Origin of the sequence: Paracoccus zhejiangensis (assembly GCF_002847445.1) — a bacterium.
Lineage (GTDB): Bacteria > Pseudomonadota > Alphaproteobacteria > Rhodobacterales > Rhodobacteraceae > Paracoccus > Paracoccus zhejiangensis.
On record NZ_CP025430.1, the window covers coordinates 2,228,480 to 2,245,188 of the forward strand.

Sequence of the window (16,709 nt, forward strand, 5' to 3'; positions counted from 1 at the left end):
CAGCCGGGTCTGCTGGGTGAAAGGGGAAGAAATCATGCTGTATCAGGTCACTGACTGGGACGACGCCTATGCCAATACGATCCATATCCCGCAGGGTGAGTCCTATCCCGACCGCTTCGCGGCGGCGGCGGCGGCCTTTCGCGACAGCGCGCGGATCGAGCCGTTGGGTCTGGGCCAAATTTTCCTGCCCGAAGGCGAGCCTCAGGGCCTCGCCGTCTTCATTCATGGCGGCTACTGGCTGCATTCCAACCCCAGCTTCTGGTCGCATCTTGCCGCCGGTCCGCTGGCCCGGGGCTGGGCCGTCGCCCTGCCCGGCTATCCGCTGACGCCCACGGTCCGCATTGCCGAGATCACCGCCCATGTCGCCCGCGATCTGACCGAGGCCGCCGCCCGCATTCCGGGCCCCATCGCGCTCACCGGCCATTCGGCGGGCGGGCATCTGGCGGCGCGGATGATCTGTGACGATGGCACCCTACCCGACGAGGTTGCCGCGCGGGTGGCGCGCTGTGTGCCGATCTCGGGCCTCTTCGATCTGCGCCCGCTGATGCGCACGGCGATGAACGCGACGCTGCATCTGGACCTGGCCGAGGCCATGGCGGAAAGCCCCGCGCTGCTGACGCCCCGCCCCAGCATTCCGGTCACCGCATGGGTCGGCGGGGCCGAGCGCCCCGAGTTCCTGCGCCAGTCGCGGCTTCTGGCAGATATCTGGGCCGGGCTTGGCGCGGCGACCGACTGGGTCATCGATCCCGGACGCCACCATTTCGACGTGATCGAGGGGCTGAGTGATCCGGACAGCCCGCTGACTCGCGCGCTGCTGGGGCGTTGAGGCTCAGCGCATGTCGAAGGTGTCGGGATCGGGGCCGGTGCGATGACCGCGGTCCAGCCCGTCTAGAATCGCCATGTCCGCGTTTGACAGTTCGACATCCAGCGCGTGGAAATTCTCGGCCAGCCGCTCGGCGCTGACCGACTTCGGGATCACCGACAAATCGTTTTGCAGATGCCAGCGCAGCACCACCTGCGCCGGGGTGCAGCCATGTTGCTCGGCGATGGCGCGCAGCTCGGGCAGGTCCAGATCGCCGCGCCCCAGGGGCGACCAGCTTTGCGTGACGATACCCAGCGAGCGGTCGGTCTGGCGCAGCGCGGCTTGCGTCAGGGTCGGGTGCAGTTCAATCTGGTTCACCGCCGGGGTGACGCCGGTTTCATCGATCAGCCGGCGCAGATGCGCCTCGTGAAAATTCGCCACGCCGATCGAGCGGACACGGCCTTCTTCCTTCAGCCGGATCAGCGCCCGCCAGCTGTCGACATAAAGATCCGCCGCTGGCACCGGCCAATGGATCAGGTAGAGATCCAGGTAATCCAGCCCCAGCCGGTCAAGACTCGCCTCGCAGGCCCGCAGCGCCGCGTCATGGCCGTGATCGCTGTTCCACAGTTTCGAGGTGACGAACAGCTGATCACGCAGGACATCGGCTTGGCGCAGCCCCTCGCCCAGCCCGGTCTCGTTCTGGTAGGCGGCAGCGCCGTCGAACAGCCGATAGCCGATGGCAAGGGCGTCGCGGACCACGCGGGCGGTATCGGCCTCGGGCACCTGCCAGACGCCAAAGCCAAGCTGCGGCATGAAGTTGCCGTCGTTCAGGGTCATTCTGGGTTGAATCATCGGATTCTCCGCAATGAACGAATTCAGGTTAGCACAGGATCATCACGGCTTGTCACCTGCCAAAGGACTGATGCTTAATCGGTGAAATCGGCGATCTCTGCGCCGGTGATGGACAGCAGCGTCCCGGGGTCGATGGCAAAGATATGGCGCGGCGTCCCGGCGGCCGCCCAGACCCGGTCGAAGGAGGAAAGGCGCGGGTCGAAATAGGCGCTGACCGGGTTCAGGTGCCCGACCGGCGCGACGCCGCCGATGGCAAAGCCGGTCTCGGCACGAATCAGGTCCGCATCGGCCTTGCCAAGCGGCTGGCCGGCGACCACTGTCGCCTTGGCCGGATCGACGCGGTTGCCGCCGGCGGTCAGGAACAGCACGACATGGCCGGTCTCCTCGCCGCGGAAGATGATCGACTTGGCGATCTGGTCGACCGTGCATCCCGCCGCCCGCGCCGCCTCTTCGGCGGTGCGCGTGCTCTCGGTCATTTCCAGCACCTCGACCGGCGCACCCGCCGCCTCAAGTGCTGCCTTGACCCGTGCCAAGCTCTTGCTCATGCCCCGCTCTCCTTCTGTCCAGCGCCGAGGCTAGCCTTCCGCGCCGGGGACGAAAACCCCTTGCGAAGCGGGTCGCGGCATGGTGAGGCAAGGGTGATCTGCCGCCGGAAAGGACATGCGATGAAGGTTTACACCCTGCTGGTCGAGGTCGGCCGCAAGACGGGCGACGGGCTGCCCGATGGCGCGACGGGCGCGGCGCTGGTCTGCTATGCCTCGGGCAAGGATCAGGCCGAGGCGGTGCGCGAGACGGTGGCGATCCTGAAGCAGGCCGATCTGGCACCCTTGGAGGTGACCGGCTATGGCTCGATCGAGGACCGGCTGGCCGAAGGGCACGAGATCCCCGACGAGGAGCGCGCGCTGATGGATCGCGCGCTGGCGGAAAACTCGGTCATCATCGCGCAGATGGACCCCTTCTTTGAAGGCTGCAAGGGTGCCGAGGACGGCGAGGACTGAACGCGCCGCGCCACCCGTCCTCGCGCCCTATTCAACCCGAATCACATTCGCTAGACTGCCGGTCAACGAACAATCACAGCAGTAACCGACAGGCGCATTCCATGGCACGTTTGACGATCCGCACGCTTTTGGCGACCACCCTTGTCTTCACCCTCGCGGCCTGCGGTGGCGTGCCAATGAGCCGCAGCCCCGGCAGCGCCGGCGCGCAGGTGACCATCCCGCAGCGCCCCGCGGGTTCGGCTGCCAGCGAGGCCGGCTTGCAGCAATGGGTGCAGGCCTTCCGCCCCGCCGCCATGTCCGCCGGGATCACCCCCGCCACCTTCGACCGTTCGATGGCGCTGGCGCATTACGACAGCAGCATCGTCGCGCTGGATGGCCGGCAGAGCGAGTTCTCGCGCCCGGTCTGGGCCTACCTGGACGATGCCGCCTCGGGCAGCCGGGTCTCGATCGGCCGCGAGAAGGCAGCGCAGCTGTCGGGCACGCTTGGCGCCATCGAAAGCCGTTATGGCGTCCCGCGCGAGATCGTGCTGGCGGTCTGGGGGATGGAATCGAATTTCGGCGCCAATCGCGGCTCGACCCGGATCATACCGGCGCTGGCGACCTTGGCCTATGACGGGCGGCGCGGGCAGTTCTTCGGCAACGAGTTGATCGCGGCCATGCGCATCGTCCAGTCGGGCGACACCACGCCCGAGGGACTGGTCGGCAGCTGGGCCGGCGCGATGGGCCATACGCAGTTCATGCCGTCCTCCTACCTCGCCCACGCGGTCGATTTCACCGGCGACAGCCGCCGTGACATCTGGTCGAACGACCCGACCGACTCGCTGGCCTCGACCGCCGCCTACCTGCGTCAGGCGGGCTGGCAGCCGGGGACGCCCTGGGGTGTCGAGGTCGTGCTGCCGGCGAATTTCAACTATGCGCTGTCGGGCAAGAACAACCGCCAGTCGGGGGCCAGCTGGTCGGGCATGGGCGTACGCACCGCCAATGGCACGGCCATGCCGCGTTGGGCGGGCTCGATCCTTGTTCCCGCAGGCGCGCGTGGCCCGGCCTTCCTGATCTCGGACAATTTCCGCGCCATCCTCGATTACAACACCTCGGACAGCTATGCGCTTGGTGTCAGCATCCTGGGCGACCGCATCGCGGGGCGCGCGGGCGTGCAGGGCAGCTGGCCGCGCGGCGACCGGCCGCTGTCGAACAGCGAAAAGGCCGAGATCCAGCGCCTGCTGACCCAGCGCGGCTTCTATCGTGACGAGGTGGACGGCAAGCTGGGCGCCAAGTCGACCGAGGCGATCCGCGCCTTCCAGCAATCCATCGGCGCGACGCCCGACGGCTATGCCGATGCGCGGCTGCTGGGGCAGTTGCGCGGGTAAGACCGTTAGAACGGCAGCGGGCGCCCATCGGTGACCGCTGCCCGTCTCACCTTCAAGCCGTCCTAGGGCTCACTCTCCCGGCCGCTGCAGCATTGCCGACAGCGCCCCGGTGACGGGCGGCACATCGCCAAAGCGCACGCCGGCCTCGATCTGGCGCAGGTGCTGGTCCAGCAGACGTAAGGCCAGTGCCTCGTCACGCGCGGCGATGGCGTCAACGATGCGGCTGTGGTCGTCCTCGGCGCACAGCACCCCCTGCCGCGCGGCGTAGAGGCCGATGATCAGCGAACTGCGCATCACCAGCTCTTCCAGATAGCGGCTCAGCACCGGGTTGCGCCCCACCCGTGCCAGCAGCAGGTGGAACTGCCGCGACAGGCGCACGGCCGACGGGCGGTTGTCGCCATGCGCTGCCGCCTCGGCCGCCAGATGGGCGCGCAGGTCGGCCAGATCCGCCTCATCCGCCTGCCGCACGGCATTCCGGCAGATCGTCGCCTCGATGGCGCGGCGTGCCTGGAAAACGTTGCGGGCGTCATCGGGCGTAGGCGTGGCGACGAAGGCGCCCCGGTTCGGCAGGTGATCGACCACCTGGTAGGCGGTCAGTTGCGCCAGCGCCCGGCGCACCAGCGCGCGATTGGCGCCGAACAGATCGCTCAGCGCCTGCTCGCCCAGCTTGGTGCCGGCCCGCAATCGCTGATCCGCGATCGCGTCCAGCACGCTGTCCACAATGACGAGGTCGATCGGCTTGTCCATATGCCGATAAATGGCATCTGGCCCCCGTCTCAGCAACAATCTTTCGCACAATTGCCTCGGCAAAAATAGTTCTTAAAATTGTTAACAATTTATGTTACAAAAAATGCGACTCAGCTGGAGGACCTGATGAAGCTCGTCGTGATCAACCCGAATTCCACCCAATCCATGACCGACAAGATCCTGGAATCCGCCCGCGCCGCCGCCGCTGACGGTGTTGTCGTCGAGGGCCGCACCGCCCATGGCGCGCCGGCCAGCATCGAGGGCCACTATGACGAGGTAATGGCCGCCGCCCACCTGCTGCGCGAGGTTCAGCAGGCCGAGGCCGAGGCCGCCGATGCCATCGTTGTCGCCTGTTTCGACGATCCGGCCATCGGTGCCTGCCGCGAGATCGCCACCGGCCCGGTCATCGGCATCTGCGAGGCTGGCATCAAGGCCGCCAGCATGATCGCCACGTCCTTCAGCATCGTGACCACGCTGCCCCGCTCTGTCCCGGTGATCGAGGAACTGGTCCGCCGCTATGGCCTCGACCACCAATGCCGCAAGGTCCGTTCGGCCGCCATCCCGGTGCTGGCGCTGGAGGAGCCCGGCTCGAACGCCCGGCAACTGGTGCGCGACGAGATCCTGCGCGCCATCGAAGAGGACAATTGCGAGGCGGTGGTGCTGGGCTGCGCCGGCATGTCTGACCTGACCGAATGGCTGAGCGTGGAGACCGGCATCCCGGTGATCGACGGCGTGACCGTGGCCACCAAGTTCGCCGAGGCGCTGGTCGGCGCCGGACTGAAGACCAGCAAGATCGGTGCCTACGCCAAGCCGAACAGCAAGTAATTCCGCCACTCACGGATCACTTTGGGAGGAGAGATCATGACCCAAACCGCCACAACCACCGCCCCGCCCAACGGCGTAACTGCCACAACCGCAACCAGCCATGACAAGGCCATCGGCGAGGAATCGCTGGCCCCGCAGCAGACCCGGATCATGGACCCCTGGTCCTATCTCTTCGCCTGGCTCGGCGGCTGCGTGTCCATCGGCACCTTCACCGTCGGCTCGGGCCTCGTCGGCACGCTGAACCTGCTGCAAACCTTCGTCGCCATCGCCATCGGCTGCACCGTCATCGGACTGGCCCTGATGATCAACGGCCGCGCCGGGCACATCTATGGCATCCCGTTCATGGTACAGGCGCGGTCCTCGTTCGGCTTTGCCGGAACCCGCCTGCCGGCACTGGTGCGTTCGGTCCCGGCGATCGTCTGGTACGGGTTTCAAAGCTGGATCGGCGCGGGGGCGCTGAACCTGGTGGCCGAGACACTGTTCGGCTACTCCAACATCTGGCTGTTCTTCATCGGCTTCCAGTTCCTGCAGATCGGCCTGTCTGTCCTCGGCTTCCACGGCATCAAGTGGCTCGAGAACATCGGCTCGGTCTTCATCATCGGCGCGCTGGTCTACATGTTCATCAGCGTGATCAACAAGTATGGCGCTGAGATCAGCGCCAACCTGATCAATGTCGAAGGCACCTGGGGCGCGCCCTTCTGGGGAGCCACCATGCTGTTCCTCGGTGTCTATTCGACCATGATGCTGAACGTGTCGGACTATTCCCGCGAGTTGCAGAAGCGCGTCGGCCCGCTGCGGCAGGTGGCGATCTATGCCAACTCGATCCTGCCGGCGACGCTGTTCATGGGGCTGATCGGTCTGATGGTCTCCGGTGCCACCGGCGAGGTTGATCCGATCAAGGTCTTCTCCAGCGCCGTCGACAACAAGTTCCTGCTGATCATCACGCTGCTGTTCATCGTCTTCGCGCAGGTCACGACCAACATCCTGAACAACGTCGTCCCGCCTGCCTATGCGCTGATGGATATCTTCAAGCTGAAGTTCAAAACCTCGGCGGTGCTGGTCGGCCTTCTGGCCTTCGCAACCTTCCCCTGGATGCTGGTCCGCGACGAAAGCGCCGCTGGCCTGAACCTGTTCATCCAGACCTACAGCGCCTTCCTCGGTCCGATCTTCGCCATCCTGGTCGTCGATTTCTACGCCATCCGCCGCCAGAAGCTGGACCTGGACAAGCTTTACGACGAAACCGGGCCTTATGCCGGCATCAACCCGGCTGCCGTGATCGCCACGGTGATCGGCGTGATCTCGGCGCTGACCTTCTCGGGCATCAGCTGGTATGCGAGCCTGATCCCGGCCGGTCTCAGCTACTACCTGCTGATGCAATACCTGCCCGCCGCCCGCCGCTTCGCAAGCTGAGACAGGGCGACCTGACACGATGACGGGGGCGGTCCGAAAGGGCCGCCCTCGGTCGTTTCAGCTGCCGATGCTGCGGGTCTTGGCGATGGCGGCGTCCAGTCCGGCGACAACCCCGGCGGCGATGCCCGAGTTGCGCATCACCCGCAGACCCGCCGCTGTCGTGCCGTCATAATCAACCATGGCCTGAACATGATCGCCCGGACGATCTGCGCCCGTGGCCATCATCTGCCCGGCGGCAAGGAAAAGCTGTCTCGTGGCGCGGTCGGCCACGTCCGGTGCCACGCCCTGCCCCATCGCGTAATCGGCCATGCATTCGGCGAAATAGGCGACGAAGCCCGGCACCGGCCCGGTCATCGCGGTGAAGATCTCGACCTGCGCCTCGGTCTCGACCCGGTCGGTCAGACCGCAGGCGGTGAAAAGCGCGGTGACCCGGGCCCGATCCGCGTCCGTCACCTCGGGCGTGGTGAACCATGGCGAATAGGCAAGGCCCAGTTCCGCCGCCGGGCTGCTCATCGCCCGAACCACCCGTCTTGCCCCAGTCAGTTCGGAAAGGCGCGCGGCCGGGACGCCGGCCATGACCGAGACGATCAGCCGGTCGGGCGCGTGGATGCCCAGATCCCCCACCAGCGCCGGCGGCACCGACAGCAGCACCAGATCGCAGGCATCTGCCAGCGCCTGGGTGTCGGCGGTCAGGGTAACTTCAGTATGATCCTCGAAGCCCGCGCGGCTGCCGCTGCGATTGGCGATCCAAAGGCGCGTTTCCGGCCAGCCGCTTCGCAGCAGGGCCAGCGCGATGGCCCGGCCCAGCATACCCGAGCCGCCGATGATCCCGATCGAAAACTCCGCCTGCATCCCGGTCTCTCCCTTCGCGCGGCGGGTCAGCGTCAGCCGGCGGTCAGCCGCGCCGCAAACTCGCCCAGAACCTGATCGTAGATCGCCCGCTTGAAGGGCACGATCCCTGCGGCCAGATCCCCCGCCGGCATCCAGCGCCATTCGGCAAATTCCGGATGCTCAGTCTCGATCTGTACATCGGCATCGGTGCCGTGAAAGCGCAGCAGGAACCATTTCTGCTTCTGCCCGCAATACTTGCCCTTCCAGACCTTGCCCAGAAGTTCGGGCGGCAGGTCATAGGTCACCCAATCCGCGGTTTCGGCCTCAACCGTCACCAGATCGGCGGCGACCCCGGTCTCCTCGACCAGTTCGCGCAGCGCGGCCTCGCGCGGGGTCTCGCCCTTGTCGATCCCGCCCTGCGGCATCTGCCATGCGGCGGGCCGGTCGGTGGGGCTGTCGATGCGGCGGCCGGCAAAGACCAGCCCCTCGGCATTGACCAGCACCACCCCGGCACCCGCGCGATAGGGCAGACCGCCCGGCCCCGGCTGACCCTCGGCCTTGCTCATTCGGTCGCGGCGCCTTCGCCCTCGGTCGTGCCCGAACCCTCGCCGGTGACGGCGGGGGTATCGGCCGAGATCACGTCGCTGGCGGTGAAGTTCACCGCCGACAGACCCTTGAGGATGTCGACCGCATAGGCCAGCTGGTAATCCTCGTCGCGCAGCTTGGCGGTGGCCTCGACCTCGGCGGCCTCGTCCTCGATCTGCTTGCGTTCCTCGTCGCTGATCGAATCGTTGTTCAGCGCGCCGCGCAGTTCCGCCTCGGAGCGCGAGAAGCTCGACTGGCTCAGCGGCTCGTCGGAGTTTTCCTCGTCAACCGGCTTCGGTGCGGGCTGGGCCACGATGATGTCGGGATTGATCCCCAAAGCCTGGATCGAGCGGCCCGACGGCGTGTAGTAGCGCGCCGTGGTCAGCCGGATGGCGCTGTCCGAGGTGACCGGCATGACGGTCTGGACAGACCCCTTGCCAAAGGATTTCTCGCCCACGACGATGGCACGGCGGTGATCCTGCAGCGCGCCGGTGACGATTTCCGAGGCGCTGGCCGAGCCGCCATTGATCAGTACGACCATCGGTTTGCCCTGTGCCAGATCGCCCATCTCGGCATTCCAGCGCTCGCTTTCCTCGGGCTTGCGGCCCCGGGTGCTGACGATCTCGCCGGCATCGAGGAAGGCATCCGAGACGCTGATCGCCTGGTTCAGCAAGCCGCCCGGGTTGTTGCGCAGGTCCAGCACGAAGCCGGTGACCTTGTCGATGCCGCCGGCTTCCTCGACCGCCTTGGTCAGCTCGGTTTCCAGCGTGTCATAGGTCTCGTCATTGAAGGTCGAGACGCGCAGCACCACCGAATGGCCCTCGATCCGGGTCTTGACCACGGTCAGCTTGATGGTGTCGCGGGTCATGGTCAGGTCGAAGGGCTCGGGCGTGCCTTCGCGCAGGATGGTCACAGTGATCTCGGAGCCGACCGGCCCGCGCATCTTGTCGACCGCCTCGTCCAGCGTCAGCCCCATCAACGATTCGCCATCGACATGGGTGATGAAATCGCCCGGCTGCACGCCCGCCTCGCTGGCCGGGGTGTCATCGATCGGCGAGACGACCTTGACGATGCCGTCCTCCTGGCTGACCTCGATGCCGAGGCCGCCAAAGCTGCCCCGCGTCTGGGTCTGCATGTCCTCGTAGTCATTGGCCGAGAGGAAGCTGGAATGCGGGTCAAGCGAGGTCAACATGCCATTGATCGCGGCCTCGATCAGCTTCTTCTCGTCGGGTGCCTCGACATAATCGGCACGCACCCGCTCGAACACGTTGCCGAAGAGTTCAAGCTGCTCGTAGATCGAGGCATTGCTTTCGGCCTCTTGCGCGATCAGCGGACCGGCGATCTGCGTCGTCACCAGGGCGCCCGCCAGCACGCCGCCGATCCCTGCCATCAGATAGTGTTTCATTTGCCTACTCGCCTCTATTCCTGCGGCTCAACGACCGGATTCATCACGAACCATTCCGTCGGATCAACGGTCTCTCCACCCTGTCTCAGCTCGACATACAGGGTTTCCGTGCGCCCTGCACCCCCGCCGCGCGCGGCGTCGGCCACAAATTGCGTCCCGAATTCCGCCGCACGCGCCTCGGAGCCGCCCATCAGGCCAACCGGCTCGCCCGTCGACAGCACGTCGCCAACCTCGCCGAAGACCTGATCGAGACCGGCCAGGATCAGAAGATACCCGCGCGCGGGTTCCACGATCATCACATTGCCGTAATCCAAGAGCGGACCGCGATAGCGGATGGTCGCAGGCCAGGGGGTCGAGACCAGCGCCGCCGGGGCGGTGGCGACCACGATGCCCGGCCGCTTGACGCCCGCCGCATCGGCCTCGTTGTAATAGCGCACCACCTCGCCGGTCACCGGCAGGGGCAGACTGCCCTGTGCGCCCTCGAAATCCTCCATCGGCGGGCCGACATCATCCTCGAGTTCGGCAATGCCCTTGGCGAATTCGTCGAGACTGGCCGCAGAGACCTGCAATTGCTGCAATTCCTCCGGGTTCTCGGCAAAGCGCACCGGCATGGTCGAGCGGTCGGTGACGGCGCTGGTCAGCAGCCGCCGCGCCTCCTGCACCGAGGCGAGCCCGTCGCTCAGCATCCCGGCGGCGTTTTCCTGCAACTCGCGCACGGCGGCGATCTCGTCCAGATCGGTCTGCAGCCGGTCGGCCTCGGCCCGAAGTCCCGGCGTCACCGCCGACAGGATCATTCCCGCCCTCGCGGTCGCCGTGGCGCCCGAGGGGTGCAGCAGCAGCGTCGCCTCGGGCGCGCGCTCCATCGACATCATCACGCCCAACACATCCGACAGGCTTTCGCGCTGCGATTCGAAGCGGTCGCGCAATTCCGTCTCGCGCAGGGCCGCCTGCCGCAGCCCCTCGCGCAAGGCCGCCTGCCCCTGTTCGTAGCCCCGGATCACCTCGCTCAGCGCCGTCACCTGATCGTCGGCGGTCAGGGCAGAGCTGAGCTTGTCCATCGAGGCGCGCAACTGCGCGGCGGCGGCCTCGGCCATGGCGCGGGCCTCGCTGGCGGTCTGGGCGGCGGCGATGCCGGCGCCGGGCATGGCCAGCGCCAGCGCCAGAATTGCCGAAGGAATCAGGCGGATCATGCGCGACCGATCAGGCTTTCGCCGGTCATCTCGGCCGGCTTGTCCAGCCCCATCAGCTCCAGCACGGTCGGCGCCAGATCGGCCAGCCGGCCCTTGTGCAGCGTGGCACCTGCGGGGCCGTTGACCACGATCACCGGCACCGGGTTGATGGTATGGGCGGTATGAGGCCCGCCGCTGACCGGGTCGATCATGGTCTCGCAATTGCCATGATCGGCGCAGATGACGGCGGAACCGCCAACGGCCTCGAGCGCCGCCAGCATCCGGCCCAAGCCCTGGTCTACCGCCTCGCAGGCGCGGATCGCGGCGGGCAGGCTGCCGGTGTGGCCGACCATGTCGGGATTGGCGAAGTTCACCACGATCAGGTCGTAACCCGCGCCGATCACCTCGACCAGCTTGTCGGCCACCTCGACCGAGGCCATTTCCGGCGCGAGATCATAGGTCGCGACCTTGGGGCTGGAGGGCATGAAGCGGTCCTCGCCCGGTTCGGGCGCTTCCTTGCCGCCGTTCAGGAAGAAAGTGACATGGGGGTATTTCTCGGTCTCGGCCAGCCGGAACTGCCTGAGACCCTTGCCCGCCACCCAGGCGCCAAGCGTGTTCACCACCTGCCGCTTGGGATAGGCGGCGGTCATGAAGGCGTTATGCGCCTCGGAATAATCGACCATGCCCAGCAGCGCCGCCCAATGCGGCCGCTCGCCGGTATCGAAGGCGTCGAAACCGGTGCCACCGATGGCCATCAGGATCTCGCGCGCGCGGTCGGCGCGGAAGTTGAGGCAGAAGAAGCCGTCGCCGTCCATCGCGCCGTTATAGCCGTCGATGACGAAGGGCTGGATGAACTCGTCGGTCTCGCCGCGCTGGTAGGCGATGCTAACCGCCTCGTCGGCAGCGGGCGCATCCTCGCCCTTGCCCTGCACGATGGCGGCATAGGCGCGGCTGACCCGATCCCACCGGTTGTCGCGGTCCATGGCGTAATAGCGGCCGATGACCGTGCCGATGCGCGCGCCCTCGGGCAGGTTGCCCTGCAATTCGGTGACAAAGCCAAGCGCCGATTTTGGCGGCACGTCGCGGCCATCGGTGATGGCATGGATGACCACCGGCACGCCGGCCTCGGCCACGGCCTGCGCCGCCGCCTGCACATGGGCGATATGGCCATGCACCCCGCCATCCGAGACGACGCCCATCAGATGGGCGGTGCCACCGCTGGCCTTGAGCGCCGCGATGAAGCTGCCAAGGGTTTCATTGCCGAAGAAGCTGCGATCCTCGATCGCCAGATCGATCTGGCCCAGGTCCATCGCCACCACCCGGCCGGCACCGATATTGGTGTGGCCGACCTCGGAATTGCCCATCTGGCCGGTGGGCAGGCCTACATCGGGGCCGAAGGTGGTCAGCGTCGCATGGGGGCAGTCACTCATCAGCCGGTCGAAATTCGGCGTCCGCGCCTGGTCGGGGGCGCTTTGCTCGGGCCGGTCGGAAATGCCCCAGCCATCCAGAATGCACAGGACCACAGGTTTCGTCATCGCTGCCTCGCGGGTTTTCGCCTCAATACGCCGCGCCGCGCCCATGGGCAACCGCCCCGCCAGTCACTCGCGATGGTAAGGGCCGCCGGCCAGAATGGTGGCGGCGCGGTAAAGCTGTTCGGTCAGCATCACCCGGGCCAGCATATGCGGCCAGACCATGCGGCTGAAGCTGATCTGCCAGTCGGCGCGGGCGCGCAGGGCCGGATCGATGCCATCGGCCCCGCCGATGACGAAGCAGACATCCCGCGCCTGATCGCGCCAGCCGGCAAGCCGCGCCGCGAAATCCGGCGAGGTAGGCTGTTCGCCGCGCTCGTCCAGCGCCACAATGGCGGCGCCGTCGGGCAGGACGCGCGACAACAGCTCGGCCTCGGCGGCCATGCCACCGCCGCGCTTGTCCTCGATCTCAACGACCTGTGCCGGCGGCAGCCCGAGGCCTCGGCCGGTCTTGGCGAAGCGGTCCAGATAATCGGCGATCAGCGCCGATTCCGGCCCCTTCCGCAGCCGCCCGACGGCGGCAATCGTGATCTTCATCAGCCCGTCCTGTGCTGGCGGGCGGGCTTAATGTCCGGCAAGCTGCGGTTCATGGCGCAGGCGCGTCAGCGCATCTGCGGGCATCCACATCTTTTCCAGTTGGTAGAACTCGCGCACCTCGGGACGGAAGACATGGATGACGACATCATCCGTATCGACCAGCACCCAGTCGCCGGCATCCTTGCCCTCGATCCGGGCAGAACGGCCAGTGGCCTGCTTGTAACGTTCGGCGAGCTTTTCGGCGATGGTCGTGACTTGCCGGGCGTTGCGGCCCGAGGCGATCACCATGTAATCGGCCATGGCCGAGCGGCCACGCAGGTCGATCTGAACGACATCCTCGGCCTTGTCATCATCAAGCGAGGACAGGACGCGGGCCAGAACCTCATCGCTCGTCAGGTCTGGAACCGCGGCGGTCGCGGCCGGCTGATCTGCCGGCGTGACGTGTTGGGACAGGGTTTAATCCTCCGGTCAACGCGCCGATCGCCCCCGGCGCAGGGGATGCCTTAAAGATAGCATCTTTTCCCCCCATCTCAATCGCCGCTCACGAATTCGGGACGGGGTGGTGCGGATTTGCCTTCGCTGACGGCAATCTGCTCGTTCAGCAGCCGCACCTCGCGCTGCGGGAAGGGAATGGAAATCCCGTTCTTCTTGAACGCATCCCAGAGCGCCAGAAACACCTGCCCGCGTACATTGGTCAGCCCGCCCTCGGCATCGGTGATCCAGAAGCGCAGCACATAATCGACCGAGCTGTCGCCGAAGCCGGTGATCCAGCAGACCGGGGTGCGCTGCGCCATCACCCGCTTGACCGTCATGGCGGCATTGATGGCGATCTTGCTGACCTCGTGGGGATCGTCGTCATAGGAGGTGCCGAATTTCAGGTCGAGCCGGACGAAATTGTTGGTATGGGACCAGTTGACCACCTGCCCGGTCACCAGGTCCTCGTTCGGGATCAGGTATTCCTTGCCGTCGCGCGTGACCACGCTGACATAGCGCGCGCCCAGTTCCTCGATCCAGCCGAAGGTGTCGCCGATCGAGATGACGTCGCCGGGCTTGATCGACTTGTCCAGAAGGATGATGACCCCCGAGACGAGGTTCGAGACCACCTTCTGCAGGCCGAAGCCAAGGCCGATGCCGACCGCGCCGGAGAACACCGCGAGCCCGGTCAGGTCCAGCCCCACCGCCTTCAGCCCGACGACGATGGCCACGGTGAACAGCACCACCTGCAGCAGCTTCGCCGTCAGCACCCGCATCGAGGGCGAGATATCCTCGTTCGTCGCCAGCCGCCCGGTGACGAAGCGCGACAGCAGCCGCGCGCCGGCGATCAGCAGCCCGCTGACCGCCGCTGCCTTGACCACCGTCAACAGCGAGATGCGGATATCGCCAAAGGTCAGCGCGATGCTGTCCAGAAACTGGGCGACGGGCTGGGTGAAGCCGATGAAATAGAGCGTCACCCAGATCCAGGCGCCCCAGGTCACGATGCGGCGCAGGAAGCGGTTCGAGATGACGCGGACCAGAAGCCCGATGAAGAACCAGGCCGTCGTCACCACCGCCGCCAGCGCGATCAGTTGGCTGCGGGAGGGCCAGGTCACCTCGCGCATGACCAGCACCGTAATCCAGGCGAAAAGCGCGAAGAACAGCAGCCACAGCCGCCGGTCGATCACCAGCCCTAGCCGCAGCCGCCCCTTGGGCCAGCCCTCGCGCGAGCGCAGCCAGGCGGTGAAATAGGGCGAGACGATCCGCGCGGCCAGCCAGGCGACGGCGGCCAGCCCGACGATCCCGGCGATCTGATAGAGGCGCCAGGGCAGCAGCATGGTCTGCATGAACAGCCGCACATGGGCCCATAGGCCCTCGGCGGCATCGACCATGTCCGGGGTCAGTTGCTCCATGTCCTCTCAGTCATCTGTCTCCCTCCCTTCCGCCAGTAAATACCGGGGCGAGGGCCTGCGGCAAGCCTGTGCGATCTGTCCGACGGAATGCTTGCCCCAGCGGCAGAACCACCCTAGATTGCCCTGCATGAGCGGCTTTATCTATTTCGACATCCATGACCGCGCCCGCCTGCCGGGCCGTTTCTATGGCGAGATCCTGGGCGTAACCGCGCGGGTCTGAGGGCTTTTGCCCATCATTCCCCGATTCACAGCCCATTCGAAAACCATTCGAGAGAAAGCCATGACCGATTCTGCCTCCACCGCCGCCGCCGGCAAACCCCGCACCCTCTATGACAAGATCTGGGACGCCCATCTGGTCGACCAGTCCGCCGACGGCAGCAGCCTGATCTATATCGACCGCCACCTGGTCCATGAGGTGACCAGCCCGCAGGCCTTCGAGGGGCTACGCATGTCGGGCCGCAAGGTTCACGCGCCCGAGCGGACCATCGCCGTACCCGATCACAACGTGCCGACGACCGATGACCGCTTCACCCATATCGACAACGAGGAATCCCGCATCCAGGTCGAGGCGCTGGACAAGAACGCCCGCGAATTCGGCGTGACCTACTACCCGGTCGACGACATCCGTCAGGGCATCGTTCATATCATCGGCCCGGAACAGGGCTGGACCCTGCCCGGCATGACCGTGGTCTGCGGCGACAGCCACACCTCGACCCATGGCGCCTTCGGCGCGCTGGCCCACGGCATCGGCACCTCGGAGGTCGAGCATGTGCTGGCGACGCAGACGCTGATCCAGTCGAAATCGAAGAACATGAAGGTCGAGATCACCGGCAAGCTGATGCCCGGCGTGACCGCCAAGGACATCACCCTGTCGATCATCGGCAAGACCGGCACCGCCGGCGGCACCGGATATGTGATCGAATATACCGGCGAGGCGATCCGCGGCCTGTCGATGGAAGGCCGCATGACCGTCTGCAACATGGCGATCGAGGGCGGCGCCCGCGCTGGCCTGATCGCCCCGGACGAGACCACCTTCGCCTATGTGAAGGGCCGCCCCCATGCGCCCAAGGGTGCCGCATGGGAGGCCGCGCTGACCTGGTGGAAGACGCTGACATCCGACGAGGGCGCGCATTACGACAAGGTCGTCACCATCCGCGGCGAGGATATCGCCCCGGTCGTCACTTGGGGCACCTCGCCCGAGGATGTGCTGCCGATCACCGGCAAGGTGCCGGCGCCCGAAGACTTCACCGGCGGCAAGGTCGAGGCGGCAAAGCGCAGCCTCGACTATATGGGCCTGACCGCCGGGATGCCGCTCGACGAGATCAAGATCGACGCGGTCTTCATCGGCTCCTGCACCAATGGCCGGATCGAGGATCTGCGCGCCGCCGCCGACATCCTCAAGGGCCGCAAGCTGGCGCAAGGCGTGCGCGGCATGGTGGTGCCGGGCTCGGGTCTGGTGCGGCTGCAGGCCGAGGAAGAGGGGCTGGATGCCATCTTCAAGGAGGCGGGCTTCGAATGGCGTCAGGCCGGATGCTCGATGTGCCTGGGCATGAATCCCGACCAACTGGCCCCGGGCGAACGCTGCGCCGCCACCTCGAACCGCAATTTCGAGGGCCGTCAGGGCTACAAGGGCCGCACCCACCTGATGTCGCCCGCCATGGCGGCGGCGGCGGGCGTGACCGGGCATCTGACCGATGTGCGCACGCTGACCGGCGAGACGCAGCCGGCCTGACGGGGTCAGGTCATGGCAATCGCAGCCGGTTTCG

Annotated in this window: 17 protein-coding genes; 6 read left to right on the top strand and 11 right to left on the bottom strand. The window is 66.5% G+C overall.

What is annotated here, in order from left to right:
* Positions 1 to 34: 34 nt before the first annotated feature.
* Positions 35 to 826 carry an alpha/beta hydrolase gene (locus CX676_RS10810; RefSeq protein ID WP_101752621.1) on the top strand — a complete coding sequence of 264 codons (792 nt, stop codon included), beginning with the start codon at positions 35 to 37 and terminating at the stop codon, positions 824 to 826.
* Positions 827 to 829: 3 nt separating this feature from the next.
* Here CX676_RS10810 and CX676_RS10815 read toward each other — a convergent pair whose 3' ends face one another.
* Positions 830 to 1,639 carry an aldo/keto reductase gene (locus tag CX676_RS10815; protein ID WP_198590351.1) on the bottom strand — a complete coding sequence of 270 codons (810 nt, stop codon included), beginning with the start codon at positions 1,637 to 1,639 and terminating at the stop codon, positions 830 to 832.
* An 89-nt stretch (positions 1,640 to 1,728) separates the two neighbouring features.
* Entirely contained in the window at positions 1,729 to 2,199 is a 471-nt protein-coding gene (locus CX676_RS10820; protein WP_101752623.1) for a YbaK/EbsC family protein, read from the bottom strand.
* A 120-nt stretch (positions 2,200 to 2,319) separates the two neighbouring features.
* Here CX676_RS10820 and CX676_RS10825 point away from each other — a divergent pair, with 120 nt between their 5' ends.
* Together CX676_RS10825 and CX676_RS10830 are read left to right on the top strand one after the other, a co-directional pair.
* A complete protein-coding gene (locus tag CX676_RS10825; protein WP_101752624.1) occupies positions 2,320 to 2,652 on the top strand; it encodes a hypothetical protein in 333 nt (110 codons plus the stop codon).
* 101 nt (positions 2,653 to 2,753) lie between these two features.
* The gene (locus CX676_RS10830; protein ID WP_101752625.1) at positions 2,754 to 4,019 is read left to right on the top strand and encodes a lytic murein transglycosylase; all 1,266 of its coding nucleotides are present in this window, start codon (positions 2,754 to 2,756) and stop codon (positions 4,017 to 4,019) included.
* Positions 4,020 to 4,088: 69 nt separating this feature from the next.
* Here CX676_RS10830 and CX676_RS10835 read toward each other — a convergent pair whose 3' ends face one another.
* Entirely contained in the window at positions 4,089 to 4,766 is a 678-nt protein-coding gene (locus CX676_RS10835) for a GntR family transcriptional regulator (protein ID WP_101752626.1), read from the bottom strand.
* Between the two features lie 126 nt (positions 4,767 to 4,892).
* Between CX676_RS10835 and CX676_RS10840 the strand changes: the two genes are divergently transcribed.
* Together CX676_RS10840 and CX676_RS10845 are read left to right on the top strand one after the other, a co-directional pair.
* On the top strand, positions 4,893 to 5,591 hold the full coding sequence (locus tag CX676_RS10840; protein ID WP_101752627.1) for an aspartate/glutamate racemase family protein: 699 nt from the start codon (positions 4,893 to 4,895) through the stop codon (positions 5,589 to 5,591).
* 36 nt (positions 5,592 to 5,627) lie between these two features.
* Positions 5,628 to 7,001: an NCS1 family transporter gene (locus CX676_RS10845; RefSeq protein ID WP_101752628.1), complete on the top strand. Its 1,374-nt coding sequence runs from the start codon at positions 5,628 to 5,630 to the stop codon at positions 6,999 to 7,001.
* Between the two features lie 57 nt (positions 7,002 to 7,058).
* Here the strand turns inward: CX676_RS10845 and CX676_RS10850 are convergent, their stop codons facing one another.
* The 8 genes from CX676_RS10850 to CX676_RS10885 all read right to left on the bottom strand — a co-directional run bounded on the left by CX676_RS10850 (position 7,059) and on the right by CX676_RS10885 (position 14,943).
* The gene (locus CX676_RS10850; RefSeq protein WP_101752629.1) at positions 7,059 to 7,853 is read right to left on the bottom strand and encodes a pyrroline-5-carboxylate reductase family protein; all 795 of its coding nucleotides are present in this window, start codon (positions 7,851 to 7,853) and stop codon (positions 7,059 to 7,061) included.
* A 32-nt stretch (positions 7,854 to 7,885) separates the two neighbouring features.
* A complete protein-coding gene (locus CX676_RS10855) occupies positions 7,886 to 8,398 on the bottom strand; it encodes an RNA pyrophosphohydrolase (RefSeq protein WP_101752630.1) in 513 nt (170 codons plus the stop codon).
* On the bottom strand, positions 8,395 to 9,822 hold the full coding sequence (locus CX676_RS10860; protein ID WP_101752631.1) for a S41 family peptidase: 1,428 nt from the start codon (positions 9,820 to 9,822) through the stop codon (positions 8,395 to 8,397). The genes CX676_RS10855 and CX676_RS10860 overlap by 4 nt, the downstream gene beginning before the upstream one ends.
* A gap of 14 nt (positions 9,823 to 9,836) precedes the next feature.
* Complete coding sequence (locus CX676_RS10865; protein WP_101752632.1) at positions 9,837 to 11,012, bottom strand: murein hydrolase activator EnvC family protein; 1,176 nt, start codon at positions 11,010 to 11,012, stop codon at positions 9,837 to 9,839.
* Positions 11,009 to 12,526, bottom strand: coding sequence for a 2,3-bisphosphoglycerate-independent phosphoglycerate mutase (gpmI, locus tag CX676_RS10870; protein WP_101754270.1), 1,518 nt, complete (start codon positions 12,524 to 12,526; stop codon positions 11,009 to 11,011). The genes CX676_RS10865 and gpmI overlap by 4 nt, the downstream gene beginning before the upstream one ends.
* A gap of 63 nt (positions 12,527 to 12,589) precedes the next feature.
* Positions 12,590 to 13,057, bottom strand: a complete 468-nt coding sequence (gene rlmH / locus CX676_RS10875) for a 23S rRNA (pseudouridine(1915)-N(3))-methyltransferase RlmH (RefSeq protein ID WP_101752633.1) — start codon at positions 13,055 to 13,057, stop codon at positions 12,590 to 12,592.
* Between the two features lie 27 nt (positions 13,058 to 13,084).
* On the bottom strand, positions 13,085 to 13,510 hold the full coding sequence (gene rsfS / locus CX676_RS10880; RefSeq protein WP_101752634.1) for a ribosome silencing factor: 426 nt from the start codon (positions 13,508 to 13,510) through the stop codon (positions 13,085 to 13,087).
* A 77-nt stretch (positions 13,511 to 13,587) separates the two neighbouring features.
* Positions 13,588 to 14,943: a mechanosensitive ion channel family protein gene (locus tag CX676_RS10885; protein WP_101752635.1), complete on the bottom strand. Its 1,356-nt coding sequence runs from the start codon at positions 14,941 to 14,943 to the stop codon at positions 13,588 to 13,590.
* 280 nt (positions 14,944 to 15,223) lie between these two features.
* Between CX676_RS10885 and leuC the strand changes: the two genes are divergently transcribed.
* Positions 15,224 to 16,675, top strand: coding sequence for a 3-isopropylmalate dehydratase large subunit (leuC, locus tag CX676_RS10890; protein WP_101752636.1), 1,452 nt, complete (start codon positions 15,224 to 15,226; stop codon positions 16,673 to 16,675).
* Positions 16,676 to 16,709: the final 34 nt, after the last annotated feature.

What these genes read in the sequence shown, in the direction of transcription:
- CX676_RS10845 (WP_101752628.1), top strand. Translation starts at nt 5,628, where the DNA reads ATGACCCAAACCGCCACAACCACCGCCCCGCCCAACGGCGTAACTGCC.
- CX676_RS10815 (WP_198590351.1), bottom strand. Translation starts at nt 1,639, where the DNA reads ATGACCCTGAACGACGGCAACTTCATGCCGCAGCTTGGCTTTGGCGTC.
- CX676_RS10810 (WP_101752621.1), top strand. Translation starts at nt 35, where the DNA reads ATGCTGTATCAGGTCACTGACTGGGACGACGCCTATGCCAATACGATC.
- CX676_RS10850 (WP_101752629.1), bottom strand. Translation starts at nt 7,853, where the DNA reads ATGCAGGCGGAGTTTTCGATCGGGATCATCGGCGGCTCGGGTATGCTG.
- CX676_RS10855 (WP_101752630.1), bottom strand. Translation starts at nt 8,398, where the DNA reads ATGAGCAAGGCCGAGGGTCAGCCGGGGCCGGGCGGTCTGCCCTATCGC.
- gpmI (WP_101754270.1), bottom strand. Translation starts at nt 12,526, where the DNA reads ATGACGAAACCTGTGGTCCTGTGCATTCTGGATGGCTGGGGCATTTCC.
- leuC (WP_101752636.1), top strand. Translation starts at nt 15,224, where the DNA reads ATGACCGATTCTGCCTCCACCGCCGCCGCCGGCAAACCCCGCACCCTC.
- CX676_RS10865 (WP_101752632.1), bottom strand. Translation starts at nt 11,012, where the DNA reads ATGATCCGCCTGATTCCTTCGGCAATTCTGGCGCTGGCGCTGGCCATG.
- CX676_RS10860 (WP_101752631.1), bottom strand. Translation starts at nt 9,822, where the DNA reads ATGAAACACTATCTGATGGCAGGGATCGGCGGCGTGCTGGCGGGCGCC.
- CX676_RS10830 (WP_101752625.1), top strand. Translation starts at nt 2,754, where the DNA reads ATGGCACGTTTGACGATCCGCACGCTTTTGGCGACCACCCTTGTCTTC.
- rlmH (WP_101752633.1), bottom strand. Translation starts at nt 13,057, where the DNA reads ATGAAGATCACGATTGCCGCCGTCGGGCGGCTGCGGAAGGGGCCGGAA.
- CX676_RS10840 (WP_101752627.1), top strand. Translation starts at nt 4,893, where the DNA reads ATGAAGCTCGTCGTGATCAACCCGAATTCCACCCAATCCATGACCGAC.
- CX676_RS10835 (WP_101752626.1), bottom strand. Translation starts at nt 4,766, where the DNA reads ATGGACAAGCCGATCGACCTCGTCATTGTGGACAGCGTGCTGGACGCG.
- CX676_RS10820 (WP_101752623.1), bottom strand. Translation starts at nt 2,199, where the DNA reads ATGAGCAAGAGCTTGGCACGGGTCAAGGCAGCACTTGAGGCGGCGGGT.
- CX676_RS10885 (WP_101752635.1), bottom strand. Translation starts at nt 14,943, where the DNA reads ATGGAGCAACTGACCCCGGACATGGTCGATGCCGCCGAGGGCCTATGG.
- CX676_RS10825 (WP_101752624.1), top strand. Translation starts at nt 2,320, where the DNA reads ATGAAGGTTTACACCCTGCTGGTCGAGGTCGGCCGCAAGACGGGCGAC.